General features: G+C 37.0%; 15 protein-coding genes and 1 tRNA gene. 6 read left to right on the top strand and 10 right to left on the bottom strand.

What is annotated here, in order from left to right; all coding sequences use genetic code 11:
- Positions 1-43 precede the first annotated feature (43 nt).
- The 4 genes from I7X29_RS02750 to gyrA all read right to left on the bottom strand — a co-directional run bounded on the left by I7X29_RS02750 (position 44) and on the right by gyrA (position 7,092).
- Positions 44-760: a copper homeostasis protein CutC gene (locus I7X29_RS02750; RefSeq protein WP_198472739.1), complete on the bottom strand. Its 717-nt coding sequence runs from the start codon at positions 758-760 to the stop codon at positions 44-46.
- Positions 761-890: 130 nt separating this feature from the next.
- Positions 891-2,111 (bottom strand): alpha/beta hydrolase, encoded by a 1,221-nt coding sequence (locus I7X29_RS02755; protein WP_198472740.1) that lies wholly within the window; start codon positions 2,109-2,111, stop codon positions 891-893.
- A gap of 15 nt (positions 2,112-2,126) precedes the next feature.
- Positions 2,127-4,466, bottom strand: coding sequence for a hypothetical protein (locus I7X29_RS02760; RefSeq protein WP_198472741.1), 2,340 nt, complete (start codon positions 4,464-4,466; stop codon positions 2,127-2,129).
- A 106-nt stretch (positions 4,467-4,572) separates the two neighbouring features.
- Entirely contained in the window at positions 4,573-7,092 is a 2,520-nt protein-coding gene (gyrA, locus tag I7X29_RS02765) for a DNA gyrase subunit A (protein ID WP_198472742.1), read from the bottom strand.
- A 394-nt stretch (positions 7,093-7,486) separates the two neighbouring features.
- Here gyrA and I7X29_RS02770 point away from each other — a divergent pair, with 394 nt between their 5' ends.
- From I7X29_RS02770 to I7X29_RS02795, 6 genes are all read left to right on the top strand, one after another.
- Positions 7,487-8,971, top strand: coding sequence for a cellulose synthase family protein (locus tag I7X29_RS02770; RefSeq protein ID WP_002678183.1), 1,485 nt, complete (start codon positions 7,487-7,489; stop codon positions 8,969-8,971).
- A 71-nt stretch (positions 8,972-9,042) separates the two neighbouring features.
- On the top strand, positions 9,043-10,212 hold the full coding sequence (locus tag I7X29_RS02775; protein ID WP_198472743.1) for a hypothetical protein: 1,170 nt from the start codon (positions 9,043-9,045) through the stop codon (positions 10,210-10,212).
- Positions 10,213-10,476: 264 nt separating this feature from the next.
- Positions 10,477-10,755 carry a hypothetical protein gene (locus I7X29_RS15300; RefSeq protein WP_198465988.1) on the top strand — a complete coding sequence of 93 codons (279 nt, stop codon included), beginning with the start codon at positions 10,477-10,479 and terminating at the stop codon, positions 10,753-10,755.
- Positions 10,756-10,846: 91 nt separating this feature from the next.
- Positions 10,847-11,794 (top strand): NAD(P)H-dependent flavin oxidoreductase, encoded by a 948-nt coding sequence (locus I7X29_RS02785; protein WP_198472745.1) that lies wholly within the window; start codon positions 10,847-10,849, stop codon positions 11,792-11,794.
- A 4-nt stretch (positions 11,795-11,798) separates the two neighbouring features.
- Positions 11,799-12,329, top strand: coding sequence for an STM3941 family protein (locus tag I7X29_RS02790; protein ID WP_198465990.1), 531 nt, complete (start codon positions 11,799-11,801; stop codon positions 12,327-12,329).
- Positions 12,330-12,863: 534 nt separating this feature from the next.
- A tRNA-Gly gene (locus I7X29_RS02795) sits at positions 12,864-12,936 on the top strand.
- Positions 12,937-13,002: 66 nt separating this feature from the next.
- Here the strand turns inward: I7X29_RS02795 and I7X29_RS02800 are convergent.
- From I7X29_RS02800 to I7X29_RS02825, 6 genes are all read right to left on the bottom strand, one after another.
- Positions 13,003-13,545, bottom strand: coding sequence for an RNA methyltransferase (locus I7X29_RS02800; RefSeq protein ID WP_198472746.1), 543 nt, complete (start codon positions 13,543-13,545; stop codon positions 13,003-13,005).
- 1 nt (position 13,546) lies between these two features.
- Positions 13,547-15,745 (bottom strand): RelA/SpoT family protein, encoded by a 2,199-nt coding sequence (locus I7X29_RS02805; RefSeq protein ID WP_198472747.1) that lies wholly within the window; start codon positions 15,743-15,745, stop codon positions 13,547-13,549.
- Between the two features lie 72 nt (positions 15,746-15,817).
- Positions 15,818-16,594, bottom strand: coding sequence for a 3'-5' exonuclease (locus I7X29_RS02810; RefSeq protein WP_178958952.1), 777 nt, complete (start codon positions 16,592-16,594; stop codon positions 15,818-15,820).
- Positions 16,595-16,641: 47 nt separating this feature from the next.
- On the bottom strand, positions 16,642-16,929 hold the full coding sequence (locus I7X29_RS02815; protein ID WP_095900478.1) for an ATP-dependent Clp protease adaptor ClpS: 288 nt from the start codon (positions 16,927-16,929) through the stop codon (positions 16,642-16,644).
- An 87-nt stretch (positions 16,930-17,016) separates the two neighbouring features.
- Positions 17,017-18,882: a BamA/TamA family outer membrane protein gene (locus tag I7X29_RS02820; protein ID WP_198472748.1), complete on the bottom strand. Its 1,866-nt coding sequence runs from the start codon at positions 18,880-18,882 to the stop codon at positions 17,017-17,019.
- Positions 18,879-19,313, bottom strand: a complete 435-nt coding sequence (locus I7X29_RS02825; RefSeq protein ID WP_198472749.1) for a nucleoside deaminase — start codon at positions 19,311-19,313, stop codon at positions 18,879-18,881. Before I7X29_RS02825 ends, I7X29_RS02820 begins: the two co-directional genes overlap by 4 nt.
- Positions 19,314-19,341 lie beyond the last annotated feature (28 nt).

A 19,341-nucleotide genomic window follows, 5' to 3' on the forward strand; every position in this document is an offset into this window, starting at 1 on the left:
TTCATTTGTCAATTTACCAATTTGCTAATTGACAACAAACTGGCTAATTATTCATAATTTTTTTGATGTTTTCAACATTAGAAATAGGGCGTTTTGTTTCGTCTAAAAACGCCTCTGTTTTAAATGAGAAAGGCAAAGATGTACCCAAATCCTCAAAAACTGTACCTGAAAAGTGCACTTGGGTAAAACCAGCAGCTTTTATCTGTATAATGCTCTGTGGATTGATACCACCCCCAGGCATAATTGTGGGTTGACCTGCAGCTATACGGTTGAGTTCTTTAAGCAGTTCTAATCCTTCAATAGCTGATTTTTTACCCCCTGAGGTAAGAATACGTTCAACTCCCAAGCGTTTTAGGGTTTTAATTGCAGCAATGGGATCGGGGGCACAATCAAAAGCACGGTGATAGATAAATTCCATAGTACCTGCAGCTTCTTTGAGGCGCGCAGTACGTTCTTCATCAATTGTGTTATAGCGATGTAACACTCCTGTTACTACTCCTTGGCAACCTAATTCACGACAGAGATTGATGTCGCGTAACATCACATCAAACTCCTCATCGGTATAAGTAAAATTACCACTGCGAGGACGTATCAGCACACAGTTACCGATAGAGAGTTCGTCCATTACTTTTTTAATTAATCCATAGCTGGGAGTTACCCCTCCTACACCTAATTCGCTACACAACTCTATACGGGTAGCACCTGCTATTTCAGCATTTTTAGCCGACTCAAAAGAGCTGGCACATATTTCATAAATCATAGTCTTTGTTAATTTAGAGCGCAAATGTACAAAACAATTGATAATTAGCAATGAAGAATGAGTAATTAATATAAAAATATCCGAGAAAAGTATTATACTTCCTCGGATATTTATATTTGAAGATGTTTCTTTAGTTGTTAGTTTTGTTAAGATCGTCTAATACTGAATCAAAGAACAACAACATTTCGTGAGCGTGGTATTTGCCGTATTTGTTGAAAGTTGCTTGTGTTTTAGTATCGGGTTTCCAATCGAAGAAAGCGTGATTGGCACCTCCTACTTGTATATACTCCACCCTCTGACCGGCTTTGGAAAGGGCACGTTCGTAAGCTTTGACCTCTTCATCTTTTATAAGTCCATCTTCTGAACCTCTAAACAACAATTGGGGTACTGCTCTTTTAGAAGCCTCTGGAATACTGTTGATAGGTGCAATTTCATTTAAATAAGGATAGTCTTTAAAGCGATAGATAAGCATTTCAGGACGAAATACCCCATAGCTGGGTGCAGCAGCTTTGATAGCTTTAGCCAACTCATTACGCACTTGTGCCACAGTTTTCCCTTTAGGCATATAGGTAGGCATAAATTCGTAAACACCTTGCGTTTTACCAAAACCTCTATCGCCTATGCGTTCTACAAAATTTGCTGTTGAAGCCGATAAATGTCCTCCCGCACTATCGCCCGTAAGAAGTAACTTACTGTTATCGCCTCCGTATTTAGCAGCGTTTTGCATAATGTGGAGTAAAGCTCCATAGACATCTTCTACAATCTGGTACAATTGAGTAGGAGTACTATCTCCGTCAAGTTTGTCTATCCAGCGGTAATCAATGTTGAAAACCACATATCTGCCACTGTTTGCTAGTTCGCGTGCCAAACCTCTCATCACCGATTCAGTATTGGAGCTCCATCCACCTCCGTGGATAATTACAACACAAGGTAGGTTTTGCTTACCTTTAGGACTATATACATCGTATTTCAGCGGTTTTACTCCCGGTTTAGCATAAACAATATCTTGCACTACTTTCAGATTAGCTTCCGCTTTTTTAGGTACAAAACAAGCTCCTACATTCATATCTTTGTCTACTTTCACTTTGAACTCAGGTGTAGATTGTTCATAAAACATAGCCCCCCACTGTTCTGGTAAGGAGTAATAGCCACTATCAAAAATATAGCCAGTGGCAGGGGTTGCTTTGAGTGTAAGAACCGTGCCTGCTTTTACCATTCCGTCCTTAGGTAAGGTAGGGCTAATAGTATACGAACCATTACGTGCCTCATCACGCGTTACTTTGAATTTGTTTTGTGCTTGTAGCCCTATAACAAATAAGGTTATAGCACTGAATAGTATGCATTTTTTCATATCTGTTTATTTTAACTATAAAAACAATTCATTTACTTTCCCATATTCTGCCCATTGTATATCATACACTTCATTGGCGAGAGTTTTGTCGTTTACTATCTGCAATCCTTGAGCTTCGGCTTTGAGGGTTAGCAGGTTGCCGATAGTAGTTTTAGCATTTAATTTATTGAGTAGAGCTTTTACAGTATCGAGAGATAGATCATTAGCAAGCTGTCCTTGGAAAGGGAGTTCCATCCAGATAATCTCTTTAGCCTCTACATCTAAGATACCAAAGAGGAGTCCTTTTTGTAATGATTGAGCGATACGCACCTGATGAATCACGGTAGAAGGGTCATAAGCTACCCCTGTACGCTCAGATACTTTCATTTTATGCTTACTATCCATCCAACCTACTATTAAATTAGGTGATAGTGCCCCATTAGAATAAGCATTGCATACAAAGGTCACGTACTTAGCTTTCTTTTGGCGCAAGATATTTACATCGATATTGATATACTCGGCAGTACCTACTTTATTAGGAATACTGCGAATATCACCACTGTGTTGGCAACCCGTAGCGGTAAGTTTACCAAAAAAGCACATCTCATTTTCCATTCTACATTCTTCGTCAAAGATAATATGGCAGGACAAGTCCATATCCAGGTCTTGAGCTGGCAAGTCTTTCCCCCATTGCATAAAGAGGCGTATCTCGTTGCCTTCTAAAGGAAATTTCATCCCCATTAGGGTTGCATTGAAGTCGTGTATATTATTGCCTCTATCACCTATAGGCAAAGGGATATGATACAGCTGTTTATCTATAAATATCGTTTTATGAGGATTGGGTTGTTTAGCAAACTTTCGGCGTATTGTCCACAAGCATAGGTCTTCTACAGCTGTTTTCATCTGGGCTAATTGCTCTTCGTTATAACCTAAATTTACCCATTGATTTTTAGGAGCATTTATATAATCGCCTGTGATGATTTTTATAGGGCGTGTACCCTCTGGTGTAAAGTAAAGATCAGCATAATTATTAAGGGTAAAGAGCAAACGCATGGGTACTTGGTCTATTACTTCTTTGAAGGCGATAATCGTATCATCTGCACCCACCCATAACATAGTAGCGAATAGCGAACATGCAAACTGGGAAGGGCGTTCTTTTAGATATTCTAAAACAGTATCAGTATCTACATTTAGGTAAGCCTGTTGAACCTTGCCTTGCCACACTTCGTATTTCTGATGATAGAAAATATCTAATAGTGTAGCAAGCTTTTCAAAGCCTTTTTTCTTGCTATACTCGGCTAAACGCAAGGCACGAATAAAGCGCACCCACATTTCGCGCTTAGGGTGCATTAATTCACAAGCCTTCTCAGCTGAAAGAGACAAATTATTTAGCCAGCGTGCTACTCGGGCACATTCCTCACGAGAGTACTTGAGTTTGAGAGCTTGTTTTGCTTCAGCTTTAGCTTGCTCACTCTTATCTAATTGACGCATTATATGCTGGTTGTTTTTAGCATTTTTAGCAACAATTGTTTTAGGAGGAATTATCTGTAAGAAGCCTGTTTTTTTATACCACAAATAGCGGAGAATATCGGTAGGAGTGCGAAAACAGCCTCCTGCTTCTTTTTCCTTTCCTTCAGAAAGGTAGCTACCGACTACTAAGATAAGGGTTTCCTTCATCTCAATAGTAGTTTCTTTGGCTACTGAGAAATAAGGTGGTAGGAGCTTAAGAGAATCTGCTTTGGTAGCATCTAAGGCGGTTTTAGAGCTTAGCAAGTTTTGAAAAAAGGTGTTGGCTTCTGCCTCGCGCCATAGGTCGAGGATTTTGAGTTTGCTACCTTGATCGGTGTGTTCTATTTTACCTAACTTGAAAAGTGTACCACAGAAAGGACAACCATTATAACGCCACAAAGGGAAAGTTCCATAAGGAATATAGTGTCCACAAGCTAAAAATCGCTCGTGTTTAGGTATGTAAGAATCGTTATATCTTTCATCTTCGTCTTGATAGTAATCGTAATAATAGCTAGAATACTCATCATCATATTTTATCAGGTCAGGATACTGATTGTAGAAAGCTGTGATGATATGATCTATCGCACTCTCGCCTGTAGGTACTTCCCAGTTTTTGATAAGAGGTGCCCAATTGAGATTGACGTTGAGAACTTCCTTAATAATGCGTATCACCTCTTGGCGAAACTCGCTATTAGTACCATTGATTGCATGAAGGAGGTTCTCAGTAACGCCAAAGCCGTGCTTGCGAAGAGCTGCTACTAATTCTAATGTTCCTGGTTGTATAGCCCTTTGTGAGACCATAGTATCAGGGATATAAAGGGCGTTTTGCCTAAGAGCAACTTTTTGTATGTTGATTGTTTTTCCCATAGTATAAAATAAAAAAGAAAGGTAATCACGGAAGTAAGTTCTTACCTAAAGAGAAATGAAGTAACTTCCGTTTGACCTTTCTTTATTAAATTATGAACACAGATTTTTATTCTTCGGTAGGAGGTGTTACATCCTCAGTATCAGTAGCATCGGTTTCATCATCGTCTTCTTTCATTACTTTGGTAACGGCAGCAATAGAGTCTTTACCTTTGATGTTGATGAGTTTTACACCTTGAGTAGCACGCCCAGAGATGCGCAGTGTGTCGATGGAGAGGCGTATTGCAATACCTGATTTGTTGATAATCATTAAGTCTTCGCCTTCCAAAACACTCTTGATAGCAACTAACTGACCTGTTTTCTCAGTAATAGAAATAGTTTTTACCCCTTTACCTCCACGGTTAGTAATACGGTATACTGCTTCGTGTGTTTCGGGGTCATCGATGTATGAACGTTTTCCATAACCGTTTTCAGAGACAACTAATACGGTCTCTTCGCGTGGGTTTTCGATAGCTATCATACCTACTACTTCATCGTTTTCAATGTCGAGGTCGATACCACGTACTCCTTGAGAATTACGCCCTACAGCACGTACTTTGTCTTCTCCAAAACGTATTGCACGACCTGATTTCACTGCTAACATCAGCTGGCTACTGCCTGAGGTAAGTTTGGCTTCGATAAGCTCATCGCCTTCTTTAATAGTAATGGCATTGATACCATTCTGACGTGGACGGGAGTATTCTTTGAGCAAGGTTTTCTTTACAGTACCTTGTTTGGTAGCCATAATGAGGTAGTTATTATTGATATACGCTTCGTCTTTGAGATTTTGAACGCTCACAAAGGCTTTAATTTTGTCGTCTTGTTCTATATTGATAAGATTTTGTACAGCACGACCTTTGGCAGTTTTACTACCTTCAGGGATTTCGTAGACACGCATCCAAAAACATTTACCTTTCTGGGTAAAGAACAATAGGTATTGGTGATTAGAGCTTACAAATAGGTGTTCCAAGAAATCTTGGTCGCGAGTGGTAGAGGCTTTTTGACCTACCCCTCCCCTACTTTGTGTTTTATACTCACTGAGGGAAGTGCGTTTGATATAACCTGCATGAGAAATGGTAATGACCATTTTATCATCGGGGATCATATCTTCTACACTAAACTCGCCTCCTGCATACTCAATAGTAGAGCGACGGGCATCGCCGTATTTTTCTTTTATTTCAAGAAGTTCTTCTTTGATAATTTCAGTTCGGCGTTCTTTACGAGCTAAGATATCTTCTAAATCACGTATTTCAGCTAATTTTTGTTCGTATTCTTCTTTAGTTTGTAAGATTAACGCTTTGTTGATACGACGTAGAGCTAAGGCTAAGATAGCTTCGGCTTGAATATCTGTAAGATCAAATTCAGCTATCAAATCTTCTTTAGGTTTATCGTGAAAACGGATGATTTCAATAGCTTTACCCATTGTATCTTCTGTAGCCATCACTTTCATAAAACCTTCCAATATATGGATACGTTCTTTAGCTTTACGCAACTCGTAATCAGTGCGACGATACACCACATCGTGACGATGTTCTACAAAGTGATAAATGAGCTCTTTAAGGTTTAATAGCTGAGGGCGACCATTTACTAAAGCAATGTTGTTCACACTGAAAGAAGTTTGTAATTCAGTATGTTTAAACAAGTTGTTTAGTACTACATTAGGTACAGCATCGCGCTTTAAGATATAAACAATACGAATCTTACCACGAGCTGATTCATCGCGTACATCAGTAATACCCTCTAACTTACCTTCTTTTACCAAATCGGAGGTTTTTTTCAGTAAGATAGATGTATCTACTTGATAAGGTACTTCGGTAACGACTATACATTCTTTGCCTCTTACCTCTTGAAATTCAGCTTTAGCACGTACAATCACACGACCACGTCCTGTTTTAAAAGCCTCTTTTACTCCTTCATAACCATAGATAATACCACCTGTAGGGAAATCAGGAGCTTTGATATATTTGATAAGTTCATCTATTTCAATATCATTATTATCAATATAAGCGATGGTACCATCAATTACTTCACTAAGGTTATGAGGAGCCATATTAGTAGCCATACCCACAGCGATACCCGCAGAACCATTCACTAATAAATTAGGAATACGGGTGGGGAGTACGATAGGTTCTTCACGAGAATCATCATAAGTAAGTTGGTGGTCAACAGTCTCTTTATCGATATCAATAAGCATATCTTCTGAGAATTTGCGCATACGGGCCTCGGTATAACGCATTGCGGCAGGTGGGTCACCTCCCATAGAACCAAAGTTACCTTGCCCATCAACGAGCATATAGCGCAAACTCCAGTACTGAGCCATACGCACCATAGTATCATACACAGCGATATCGCCGTGAGGGTGGTATTTACCTAGTACTTCCCCAACAATGGCAGCTGATTTTTTATAGGGACGATTGCTGAGTACGCCCATATCGAACATACCATAGAGCACGCGACGGTGAACAGGTTTCAGCCCATCACGCACATCGGGTAATGCGCGCGAAACGATTACCGACATCGAATAATCGATGTAAGCAGATTTCATCTCTTCGCTGATATCAACAGGAATCAATTTTTCTCCTTCTGTCATAATTATTTACTATATAAAAGTAAGGTTTTTATTACAATTAGCGGGCTAAGATACAAAGTTTTTTTGAGATAGCAATAAAAAAAGTTGATGTTTTTTTTCTATTTTTTTTAAGTTTTTGATATTCAATATGTAATTGATAATTGTCTATTAGTAATAAGCTAAAATATTTTGGCAAATTGGATGGAAGTTAAATGGCTATTTCTGCAGAATATACAAAGAAAAATGAGGTTCTGTTTTGAAATAGATAATAGCCTGATTTACAAGAGTGGTTATTTTTTTACACTTTAAAAATCAGTTAATTAAAAATGTTTTCTAAAAAATAATTCTTTTTTTTCTTGGCGTATTCAAAAAAACACGTACTTTTGCAAAATAAAAGAACATAAAACAATAATTTATGGCAACATTTATTAATTACACAATTATTATTATCTATTGTACAGCTTTGATAGGCATTTTTTTATATAGTCTTTCAATGCTTAGTTTGCTACTGAACTATTTAAAACACCGCAAACAAAATGATGAGTCTCCTAAGTTTAACCTCCTAGACCCCAAAGAGATACCTTATGTAACCATCCAACTACCACTTTACAATGAAAAGTATGTAGTACCTCGTTTACTTGAAAATATTGCAAAACTAGAGTATCCACGTACTAAACTTGAAATACAAGTACTTGACGATTCTACTGACGAATCAGTAGCTGAAACAGCTGAAATTATCAAAAATTTGCAAGCTACAGGCTTAGATATTCAGCATATACGACGTGAAAATCGTCAAGGTTTCAAAGCAGGAGCTCTAAAAGAAGGTTTAGCTATTGCTAAAGGTGATTTTATAGCTATCTTCGATGCTGACTTTTTACCACAACCTGACTGGCTTAAACGTACTGTTATTTACTTCAAAGACCCTGAAATAGGGGTAGTACAGACCCGTTGGGGACACATTAATCGTAATTACTCTATCCTTACTAAAATACAAGCCCTAGCTCTTGATGTTCACTTCACTCTTGAACAAGTAGGGCGTAACTCTAAAGGCTATTTTATCAATTTCAATGGTACTGCAGGTATTTGGCGCAAAACGTGCATATATGATGCAGGTAACTGGGAAGGCGATACTCTAACAGAAGATCTTGACCTTAGCTATCGCGCTCAGTTAAAAAATTGGAAGTTTAAATATTTGGAAGATGTAGAAACTCCTGCAGAACTTCCTGTAGTTATTTCGGCAGCGCGCTCACAACAATTCCGTTGGAACAAAGGAGGAGCTGAAAACTTCCGCAAAAGTGTAGGTCGTTTACTCGCTGCTAAAAATATTGGATGGAAAACTAAATTCCACGGAGTAATGCACCTCTTGAATAGTTCAATGTTTTTATGGGTGTTTATCACTGCCATTTTCAGTATCCCAATGTTATACCTCAAAAATCAATACGGTCATTTAGGATGGATATTCCACTTCACTAGTTTCTTTATAACAAGTACTATTATTTTGTTTATCTGCTATTGGTTTACTTATAAGAACTTGCAAGGGAAGACTTTTGATGACTTTTTGAACTATGTAAAGCTATTCTTTACATTCTTCTCAGTGGCTTTAGGATTTTCTTTCCACAATACTATTGCTGTACTTGAAGGACATAGTGGCAAACGCAGCGAGTTTGTACGTACCCCTAAGTTCAACATTAGTTCGCTAAGTGATAGCTGGAAAAACAATAAATATATCAACACTAAACTATCACCTAATATGATAGTAGAGTTTTTGCTAATGTTGTACTTTGCTTTTGGATTATATAGTGCTGTTCGTCTCAATGACTTTGGTATGTTTCCTTTCCACTGTATGCTTACTTTAGGTTTTGGATTCGTATTTTTTAAATCACTTACCTCAAAAGCCTGATTAGATTAGTAAATTAGAATATAAATTAAAAAGGGTTGTCTATTAAAAAGGCGACCCTTTTTTAGAATTTTATGGAAGGACTGGTTGGATTATATGAAGCGTTTAGTAAGGAGGGTACTTTTTTAGATATAGAGAAAGAGTGCCATTATATAAAGTGCCTTATGAATTTTTGGGAAAAGGAAATCAAAGAGCACCCTACTTTATTTTTTGATATGGTAGAGAGGATTGATATTTCTCATCAGCAGAATGTATTTGAAGCTCCTTCTTATAGGGAAGTATACTATAATTTTGCTTACTATCTAATGAAGATAAGAGCATTTTTCCCTGAGCAGAAAGATTTCTTAGGGATGGTTGTTGAGAATATACGTGCTGAAGTATGGCAGGTTGAGATTTCTATCAAGGATTTTGAAAGTTATACAAAACTAATCAAAAAAGAAGCGGTGAACATTCCGGAGTATAATTTACTTTTTTGGGGGTGCTGGATAGTAGAAAGACTGTGGGAGAGGAGTAGTGATATATTAACTATCTTTTTTAATACAGAAGAAGTAGAGTGCTTAAGGGATATTTTGGATTATTTATGGCAGGTAATAGATGAGAATAGTTTGTGGGACAAAGAAAAGGTACAACAATATTATGAGGCTTTGCAAGGTATTGATAAGGCGATTTTGGACGAGACTGACTTTGAGGAAAAAGCTATTTATGAATTGGTAAAGAATTTAGAGGTATTGTTACAGTATTGTATCACAAAGGAAAGAGGTTTTGAAAGCATTATTTGGCAAGCAGTGATTGATGTGATAGATGCAAAGATGCAGATGGATGGCAAGGATATACATACCTCAGAGGGGTTTGCAGATGAGGAACTTCAATACGAGATGGAATGCTTGCGATATATACTTTACTTTTCACAAAGATTTAAACAAGATTCGTATAACAAGCAACTTTTCTCGAAAGGTAGAAGGATACACCTCAACAAAGGAAAACTACTAAAAATAGTAAAGGCTTATCAAGAGCAATACTTTCCTAAATTAGTAGGTGAAGAAGTTCTTAGCCATATACAACTTAGTCCGCGATTTGGGGTAGAAGGAGAGATAGCGTGGATTATAACGGGAGAACATAATTTTTTGGGTGATGTATGGGAACAATGGTATGTAGTATCGGATATTACAGAGGAAGTTGATAATGTATTTGATAAGTTTGGTAATCGTTATTACCCGCATAAGGAAAATTTAAATAAACGTTAGAATACAATGACCGCAAAATATTTTTATATATCATTTTTATTGCTTTTTACCGCTTGTAGACAATCATCTAATGTAAAGTATAACACAATAAACCACGAACAGGATAGTATTAAGGAAATAGCAGTAAATAATAATGATAGTGTTTTAGAAAAGATTCCAATAAAAGTTTTTTATAGAATCTTAGTTTCTAATGAACAACGGATTGAAATAGATACTCTATCTTCCTTAACAATCTACAAAGACTATATAATAGATAAATTGAGTATGGATTACTATCTTATCAATATAGATAGTATTGAACAAGACGATACCAAGATATATTTTACATCAAGTAAAGAGAGTTCTTATGTAGATTTTGAAGAGAATCAACTTATTAAGTGGAATACACTAACTCTTGAATGGTATAGAAATACCGTAATAGAAAAGGATAAAAAGAAGATGTTTATTTGGAATTTGCAACACGATAATAGTCTTTTTAGTATGCTTATTGATAGTATAGATATAAAGAAATCAAAATATCCTATATACCAGTGGAAAGAGTAAGGAAGTTAAGAGTATAATAGTAAAGTATTTTGAAGTTAGTTATAATCCTTTTTAGGAACTTGATGATAATAATAATTTTAAATCATAGACAATGAAAACACGTATTACAGAACTTTTTAATATTCAATATCCTATCATTCAGGGAGGAATGATATGGGCAAGCGGATGGCGATTAGCCTCAGCAGTGAGCAATGCAGGCGGTTTGGGACTATTGGGTGCAGGCTCTATGCATCCCGAAACTCTTGTAGAACACATACGCAAATGCAAAGCGGCTACCGATAAACCTTTTGGAGTAAATATACCAATTATGTACCCCGAAATGGACAAGGCTATTGAAGTGATTTTACGTGAGGGAGTAAAAATTGTATTTACTTCAGCAGGAAATCCAGCTACTTATACTTCTTTATTACAAAAAGAAGGTATAAAAGTAGCTCACGTGGTAAGCAGTAGTAAGTTTGCCCTCAAAGCACAAGCAGCAGGTGTTAATGCAGTAGTAGCAGAAGGTTTTGAAGCAGGTGGCCACAATGGACGAGAGGAAACCAGCACAATGGTACTCATTCCTGCGGTGCGTAGAGTATTAGAAGTCCCACTTATTGCAGCAGGAGGTATCGCTACAGGTAGTGGTATGCTAGCTGCAATAGCATTGGGAGCTGATGGTGTGCAAATAGGTAGTAGATTTGTAGCTACTACTGAAGCGTCTGTACACCCCGCATTTAAAGAGAAGGTTGTAGCAGCTGGGGAAGGAGATACAGAACTTACACTGAAAGAATTAGCCCCTGTGAGATTACTAAAGAATGGTTTTTATAAACAAGTGAAAGAGCTATACAATACCCAAAAAGCTACTATTGAGAACCTAAAAGCCTTAGTGGGTAATCGTCGTACCAAACAAGGAATGTTTGAAGGAGATATGGAACAAGGTGAGCTTGAAATAGGACAAGCTGCTTCACTCATCACTAAAGTACAAAGTGTACAAGAAGTTATCAATGAGATTATAACAGAGTATCACAAAGGTATAGAGAGACTTACAGATTTAAAATAAAACAATGGAGCGAAAAGAAATCTTTACTAGTAAAAAGAAAAACGTCTTTTTACTATTCTTAGTCATTATTTTCTTAGCCGTAGGGATATTTTGTTTCCTGAATGCTAATGAATTATCTAATGATGGCAAAAGGAGCATTGTTTTTATAGAAGTTATAAGTATTATCGTTGTGATTTTTGCTTTAATAGCTCTATTTTTTATTATAAAAAACTTGCAAAACAATCAATGGGTACTTGCCATAGATGAAAAAGCCCTACACATAAGAATACAAAAGTATTATCTTATTCCTTGGGAAGAAATAATAGGCTTTCAAGAATTAGAAATCAAAGGGAACAAGAGTATTTTGATACAAGTGAGAAATCCTGAAACTCTTATTGCTAATGAAAAGAACTTTTTTGTAAAAAAGATGATGCAATGGAGTCAGAAAATGTATGGAACTCCTATCAGTATTGCAAGTTCCATAATGAAAATCAGTCACAAAGAACTTGTTTCACTACTTTTAGCAAGTTTAACTACTTACAAAAATAAATATTAGTAAGAATATGCACTTTAAAACTTTATGCAAAGTAATTATACTATTGTCATTTGTTATATTTGCAACTTTGTATAGCATTCTTAGTTTATATACTTGGAGAAAAGGCTTATATTGATTGGTTAAAAGCTGATACAAACAAAGCTTGGGGATGGGGTTTTATAGTAGGTCTTATATTATTTTATGCTTTACCTTTATGTCTGCTTATCAGTAGTTTTTTATTTTTAAAAAAACGAATCTTTTTTTAGATTCCTTATATTATATTGTTGATTTATGCTATTGATGAAAGTTTTATAGGTTGTTGGACTCACCCTTTACGCGGAGCTTTGCTATTATTATCCATAAGTGCTGGGTATTTATTTTCATTTGTTTCTCTTTATTTTTATCAGAAGAAAAAAATGAGAAAAAATATTGATTTATAAGCATTTACTTTTATATTTACGGAAAACATAATAAAAAAAGTCTTAAAAAATTTGGAATATAATAGCAAATGCCCGTATATTTGCAATCGGAAAATATATCTATATCACTATAATTGCGGGAGTAGCTCAGTTGGTAGAGCGTCAGCCTTCCAAGCTGAATGTCGCGAGTTCGAACCTCGTCTCCCGCTCTACAAACAAAAAGCCTGATAACATATTGTTATCAGGCTCTTTGTTTATCATTTCTAATTTTATTTTTACAACATTGTATGCTTCCTGAGCTTCATTGCCAATTCCCAAATAGCAATTCCTGCACTTACAGAAATATTTAGAGAATGTTTAGTGCCATACTGTGGGATTTCTATCACCTCATCAGAAGCTGAAACCACTTCTTGTTCCACTCCTTTTACCTCGTTGCCAAAGATAATAGCATATTTTTGTTTTCCGTTAGGCTGAAAATCATTCAGCATTGTAGAATTTTCAGCTTGCTCAATACTAATAATATAAACTCCTTGCTCTTTTAGCTTTTCTACTGCCGAAAGTGTATTTTCTACATATTCCCATGCCACACTATCAGTCGCACCCAAAGCTGTTTTATGAATCTCTTTGTTTGGAGGAGTGGCGGTAATCCCACAGAGGTATATCTTTTCAATTAAAAAAGCATCACAAGTGCGAAAAACAGAACCTATATTGTTCAAACTTCTCACATTATCCAAAATTACTATTAAAGGTGTTTTTTCAGCCTTCTTAAATTGCTCAATATCCAATCTATTGAGTTCATTATTCGCTAATTTACGCATATTATAGTCTGTTTATTTTATCTACTCCTTTAATGTTCTTAATATCTTGCATCAGTTTTTTTAAAGTAGCATTGTTGTTGATTGAAATAGAGACTTTTCCGCTGAATACATTACCTTCAGTATCAATATTAATGTTGGTGAGCTTTACAAATTTGCTATCCAAAATCACTTTTGAGATATCGCTAATGAGTCCATCGCGGTCAATACCACTAATTCTAAGACTCACTTTGAAATCTCTTTCATCAGATTTTACCCATTTAGCTTGAATGATACGATAAGCGTAATTCGATTGCATCGAAATGGCATTCGGACAAGTTTTTTTGTGTACCTTTACCCCTTCGTTGATAGTAACGAACCCAAAAATAGGATCACCAGGGATAGGATTGCAACATTTTGAAAAAGTATAATCTAACGATTCTTCTTCTTTGCCAAATACAATGCTATCATAATGAACGTTGGGCGAATAAATAGATTCGTCGGTAGGTTTTTTAACTACTTTATTTTTGAATAATCCAAAGAAAGACGTGCGATGAGATACAAACTCTTTCAGCATTTGGTTGCTGATTTCTCCCGTTCCTGCTTGATAGTAAATATCTAAACTCGTCTTTGTTTTGAAGTAACTCACTAGCTCGTTCATTACTTCTTCATTAAGAGTAACCTTCAATTGCTTTAATTTTCGAACTAAAATCTCTTTTCCTTCAGCAGCAACAGCTTTTGTTTCTTCTTTTAAAGCATTTTTTATCTTACTACGTGCTTTAGCAGTGGTAGCATAGTTTAGCCAGTTCTTAGTGGGTTTTGCATTTTCGGCAGTGATAATTTCTACTGTTTCACCGCTCTTTAATACATAGTTTAAGGGCACTAATTTATTGTTTACTTTGGCTCCACGTGTTTTTAAACCCACTCCTGTATGTATTGAAAAAGCAAAATCAAGTGGTGTGGCACCTTTCGGGAGAGATTTTATCTCACCATTAGGGGTAAAGACGAAAATCTCTTTAGAATACAAGTTGAGTTTGAAATCTTCTACAAAGTCTACAGCATTTGCCTCGCTGTTTTCAAAGACTTCTTGCAACCTATTAAGCCACATTTCGATGCCTTCTTCTTTTTGGTCGCCGTGTTTATACTTAAAATGGGCTGCATAACCTTTTTCAGCGATTTCGTGCATACGTTCGCTGCGTATTTGCACCTCCACCCATTTGCCTTTTGGCCCCATTACAGTAATATGTAAGGCTTCATAACCTGTAGATTTAGGTGAGGAAATCCAATCACGCAATCGGGTGGGATTAGGACGGAAGTGGTCGGTAACAATAGAGTATATTTTCCAAGCCAAAAACTTTTCTTCAGCTGGTTCACTTTTATAGATGATGCGAATTGCAAATTTATCGTAAACTTCTTCAAAACTCACACCTTGCGATTCCATTTTCCTATAAATAGAATAGATTGATTTGGGTCGCCCTTTGATGTAATAATCAATTTTTTGTTGCGTTAAAGAGGTTTCTACGATTTTAGTAAACGCCTCAATGTATTCTTGTTGTTCTTCTTTGGATTCCTCCATTTTGTTTAGGATACTATTGTATCGCTCGGGGTCAGTGTATTTAAGGGCGAGGTCTTCTAATTCTGTTTTGATGTTATACAAGCCAATGCGGTGAGCAATAGGTGCATAAATATAGAGTGTTTCCGAAGCTATTTTGGCTTGTTTGTATTCTGCCATCGAATCCATCGTTTGCATATTGTGGAGTCTGTCAGCAATTTTTATGAGAATCACGCGCACATCGTCATTCATTGTAAGAAGAAGCTTTCGGAAGTTCTCGGCTTGTAAAGAGATGTCATTTTCACGGCTCATACTCGAAATTTTGGTAAGTCCTTCCACAATATGAGCTACAGTTTTACCAAAAAGCCGTTCCATATCTTCAATTGTATAGTCGGTATCTTCTACTACATCGTGTAACAAAGCCGACGCAATGGCTATAGCGTCTAATCCTATTTGTGAAGCAACAATTTTAGCTACGGCAATAGGGTGAAAAATATAAGGCTCCCCACTTTTTCGGCGTTGGTTTTTGTGTGCATCAACAGCGGTGTCAAACGCTAAGCGAATGAGTTTTTTATCTTCATCACTCAAGGTTTGATAGCTAATACGCAAGAGTTCTTTATACTCGCGGGCAATGGCTTTGTTTTCTTCTTCTAAGTCGGTGTTTGTTTCCATAAATAAGAATGAATGTAGAAAATTCTAACTTTAGCAAAATTTGGAACTTTACTGAAGTTTTAGAGCTATTTTTTATTTAATAGTAGCCGATAATTTGCGGAGCTTAATAGCCGTAAGAATTTTTTTGGTATACAACGGGAAGTCGGCACCGAGAAGCCAACCAAAATATCCTGGTTCTTCATCAAAAATATCTTCTACGCGTTTGCCTTTGTGTTTCCCAAAGGTAAAGATTTCTTCGCCTTTTTCATTATAACCAATAAAACCAGCAAAGTCGGCTATTTGTTTGCGATAAGTAAACTCGCTGAGCTTTTTGATGTTGTTCTCTAAGCTGTCATAACGGTCGAGCTGGGCTTTGAGGATTTCATAAGTGGCATTGGTATCTGCCGAAGCTGTATGTGCATCAATAAGGTCTTTACCACAATAGAATTTATAGGCTGCCGAGAGAGTGCGCTGTTCCATTTTGTGAAAAATAGTTTGTACATCTACCGATACACGGTTCCCCAAATCAAAATCTACTTCAGCACGCAGCATTTCTTCGGCAAGCAAAGGAATATCAAATCGGTCGGAATTGTAGCCAGCAAGGTCGGAATCTTTTATCATATTATGGATTTGCTTGGCAAGCTCTTTAAAAGTAGGTTCCCCCGCAACGCGTTCATCGGTAATGCCGTGCACATCTGAGGCAGCTTTTGGGATAGGAATAGTAGGATTTACGAGCCACGTTTTACTTTCTTTATTGCCATTGGGGTAGACTTTTAAAATAGATATTTCAACGATACGGTCTTTGGTAATATCAATGCCCGTAGTTTCAAGGTCAAAAAAACAAATAGGTTTTGATAGTTTTAGTTCCACGATTTTAGTGAATAGTTAAAAGTGAATAATTTTAAAAATGGTAATTATTAATTTTCTATTTGAGCAGAGAGTCCAGCATCAAGAAGCGCGGTGCAAAGAGGTTCTAGATATTCATAACTTCCTGATTTTACATCGCATTTTCCCTTGAAATGCACTATAATAGCACATTGCTCGGCTTGCTCAAAAGTGTGATGGCAAACCTCTACTAAGGTATCAATAACGTGGTCGAAAGTATTAACATCATCATTGTATAAAATGAGATGACATTCATCACCTATAAGCTCCATCACATCTTCCTCAGCAAAGGTTTCTTCTTGGTAATTATTTTGTAACATAATTTGCTTTTATAATGATACAAAAGTATGGTAAATAAATGAATTGTGCAAATGTTTACTTTAATATTTCTTATTGTAAAGCATTTGTTATCTAAACGATACGATATTAGGCAAGCGTTGAGAAAAACTATGCAATCTAAAATCGTCGTTGGTAACGCCTGTAAATTTGAAGATATTGTTACCTGTACCTGGGATATTAGGATAATACCCAAAGGAGAATTGTATAGCTCCAAAGGGAAAATAGTCGTTGGAGATATAGAAACCTATGGAAACCTTAGAGTATACTTCTGTTTTTAGAAAGGCAGTATTTTCCCTGCCTATAAAACCTATATCGGCTGAGAGAAACGGGCTAAACCTAAAACCTATCAGCTGAAAAGGAGCATATACTTGCGTTTGTGAGGTGAGAATAAGTTTGCGTGTGCCGTATACTTCACGACTACTGAAGCCTAAGATACCATTAGATTCGTTTAAGTTGATCCTGTCTCGCTGGTATACATTTCGGTTAAAACCTACTACAAATGAGGAGCGCAAGAACTGACGAAAATGCCAATCGCCTATGTCGAACAATTTACTGAAATAGGTGCCTTCACCTTTTAGCACAGTTTCTTTGTTCGTGCCGTCCTTGAAGAAAGTGCCTACCTCAAAGTTTATAGAATGATAACCACGCTTTGTATAGTTTGCCTCAGCAAAGCCTATACCGAGATAGGGCAAAGTAGCGTAGTTCTTTCGCAGTATCCCTGAGGTGAGAAACAAAGAGCGTCCTATTCCTACGTCTTCGATATCGCCGTTGCGAAATATATAGCGGTCTTTTATAAAACCTGTACTATTGAGGCTGAATTGGGTGAGATATAGGTTCTCGTTGCCGTAATATTGCTCGGGGTCTATCTCGGGAGAAGGTTTCTCGTAATAATTAATATTGCGAAAACGCCCAGCTATGATAAAGTTATTGATGCGCTTGTTTTCTACTTTTCTGAGGGGCTTTACCCAACTACCAAAAGCATCGAAGGTGCGTGTCATTAGGATAGGAATATAGATAGAGTCGCGATAACTAATACCTTCGTCTTCATATCGGTATTCGTAGTACCCTAAGCGCCCCGACCAGCGTGCCAAAGGTGAATACAGCGGTCGCTCTACCTGTATGCTCTTTGAAAAATAGTTCTCGTAATCAGAATAATAACTGGTTCGCACATTGATGTAAGTGTTTTTGATGTTTCTCACCACATAGTTAAAACCTTTGCCATTGTTTCCGATTCCTGAAAAGTATTGTTGATAGGTGAGCGAGAGTTCGTGTCCTATCCCAAAGAGATTTTGCTCGGTAAGTCGTGTCCAGCCTCTACTGCCTGCCAAGTCCCCGTCGACGTATATAGACCAGCTATCGAGCACATTCACTTGCACATCTACTGAATCGGAGGTTTGACTCACAGGGATAGCACGCACTTGTGCCCTACGGATATACCGCTGATTGCGCAATACGCGCTCGGTTTCACTCAGCAAAAGGGTATCTAAGGGCTTGTCTTTTTTAAACAGGAGAAACTTGCGTACCGTACTTTCGCGGGTTTTCACGTGAAGTGCATTGCCAAAACGCTCCAAACGAGTGTTTGGTACTTTGTTTAAATCTCTTTCGTCAAACCCAAAAGGGTCTAAGGTAGTAATAACGATATTTCTAATGATTTTCCCTTGATAAGAAGGGGCTTTTTTAGGAGTAACGGTAGAGGTGCTTGTACCTTCCGATGTCTTTTCCTCAATTATAATAAAGTTATTGAGATTTTTAGTGAGCTTATATTTGCTAAAGAAATTTTTGATTCTCTCATAAAATACTCTGTTTTTAGCTTCTCTTTCAGGTGAAATGCCTCCCAGTACAGAGTCTTTTACCCTTAAAGTATCTATTTCTTGAGAAAGAAGATAATTCATTCCCAAGAGAAAGAGTGCTATAAGAGTAAAGGTTTTTCTCATTTCCTTTTTTGCTGAAAAAATTGCTTTAATAAAGTAGTAGCTTCTTCAGATAAAACACCCGTAACAACCTCTGTTTTAGGATGTAATTTACCTCCTATTGCTTTGAAACCTCTATGAGGGTCATCAGCAGCATAAACTAATCGCGATAACTGGCTCCAATACAGAGCACCTGCACACATTGCACAAGGCTCTAAAGTAATATACATAGTACAATCTGTGAGATATTTACCCCCCAGATAGTGAGCAGCCATAGTTATAGCCTGCATTTCGGCGTGCGCTGTTACATCGTTGAGGCGTTCAGTAAGATTATGGGCTTTGGCTATAATTCTATTGTCAATTGTTATAATAGCTCCTACAGGGATTTCGTCTTCTTCAAAAGCGATTTGAGCTTCCTCCAAAGCCTTTTGCATAAAGTATTCGTCAGTATTCATTGAAATAAAAATTACTTTGGCAAAGTAC

The organism is Capnocytophaga periodontitidis, assembly GCF_016126015.1.
GTDB lineage: Bacteria > Bacteroidota > Bacteroidia > Flavobacteriales > Flavobacteriaceae > Capnocytophaga > Capnocytophaga periodontitidis.

Excerpts from the sequence above, each read along its gene's own strand:
- I7X29_RS02750 (WP_198472739.1), bottom strand. The coding sequence starts at position 760 with ATGATTTATGAAATATGTGCCAGCTCTTTTGAGTCGGCTAAAAATGCT.
- I7X29_RS02805 (WP_198472747.1), bottom strand. The coding sequence starts at position 15,745 with ATGGAAACAAACACCGACTTAGAAGAAGAAAACAAAGCCATTGCCCGC.
- I7X29_RS02760 (WP_198472741.1), bottom strand. The coding sequence starts at position 4,466 with ATGGGAAAAACAATCAACATACAAAAAGTTGCTCTTAGGCAAAACGCC.
- I7X29_RS02785 (WP_198472745.1), top strand. The coding sequence starts at position 10,847 with ATGAAAACACGTATTACAGAACTTTTTAATATTCAATATCCTATCATT.
- I7X29_RS15300 (WP_198465988.1), top strand. The coding sequence starts at position 10,477 with ATGGATTACTATCTTATCAATATAGATAGTATTGAACAAGACGATACC.
- I7X29_RS02770 (WP_002678183.1), top strand. The coding sequence starts at position 7,487 with ATGGCAACATTTATTAATTACACAATTATTATTATCTATTGTACAGCT.
- I7X29_RS02800 (WP_198472746.1), bottom strand. The coding sequence starts at position 13,545 with ATGCGTAAATTAGCGAATAATGAACTCAATAGATTGGATATTGAGCAA.
- I7X29_RS02825 (WP_198472749.1), bottom strand. The coding sequence starts at position 19,313 with ATGAATACTGACGAATACTTTATGCAAAAGGCTTTGGAGGAAGCTCAA.
- I7X29_RS02815 (WP_095900478.1), bottom strand. The coding sequence starts at position 16,929 with ATGTTACAAAATAATTACCAAGAAGAAACCTTTGCTGAGGAAGATGTG.
- I7X29_RS02755 (WP_198472740.1), bottom strand. The coding sequence starts at position 2,111 with ATGAAAAAATGCATACTATTCAGTGCTATAACCTTATTTGTTATAGGG.
- I7X29_RS02775 (WP_198472743.1), top strand. The coding sequence starts at position 9,043 with ATGGAAGGACTGGTTGGATTATATGAAGCGTTTAGTAAGGAGGGTACT.
- I7X29_RS02820 (WP_198472748.1), bottom strand. The coding sequence starts at position 18,882 with ATGAGAAAAACCTTTACTCTTATAGCACTCTTTCTCTTGGGAATGAAT.
- I7X29_RS02790 (WP_198465990.1), top strand. The coding sequence starts at position 11,799 with ATGGAGCGAAAAGAAATCTTTACTAGTAAAAAGAAAAACGTCTTTTTA.
- gyrA (WP_198472742.1), bottom strand. The coding sequence starts at position 7,092 with ATGACAGAAGGAGAAAAATTGATTCCTGTTGATATCAGCGAAGAGATG.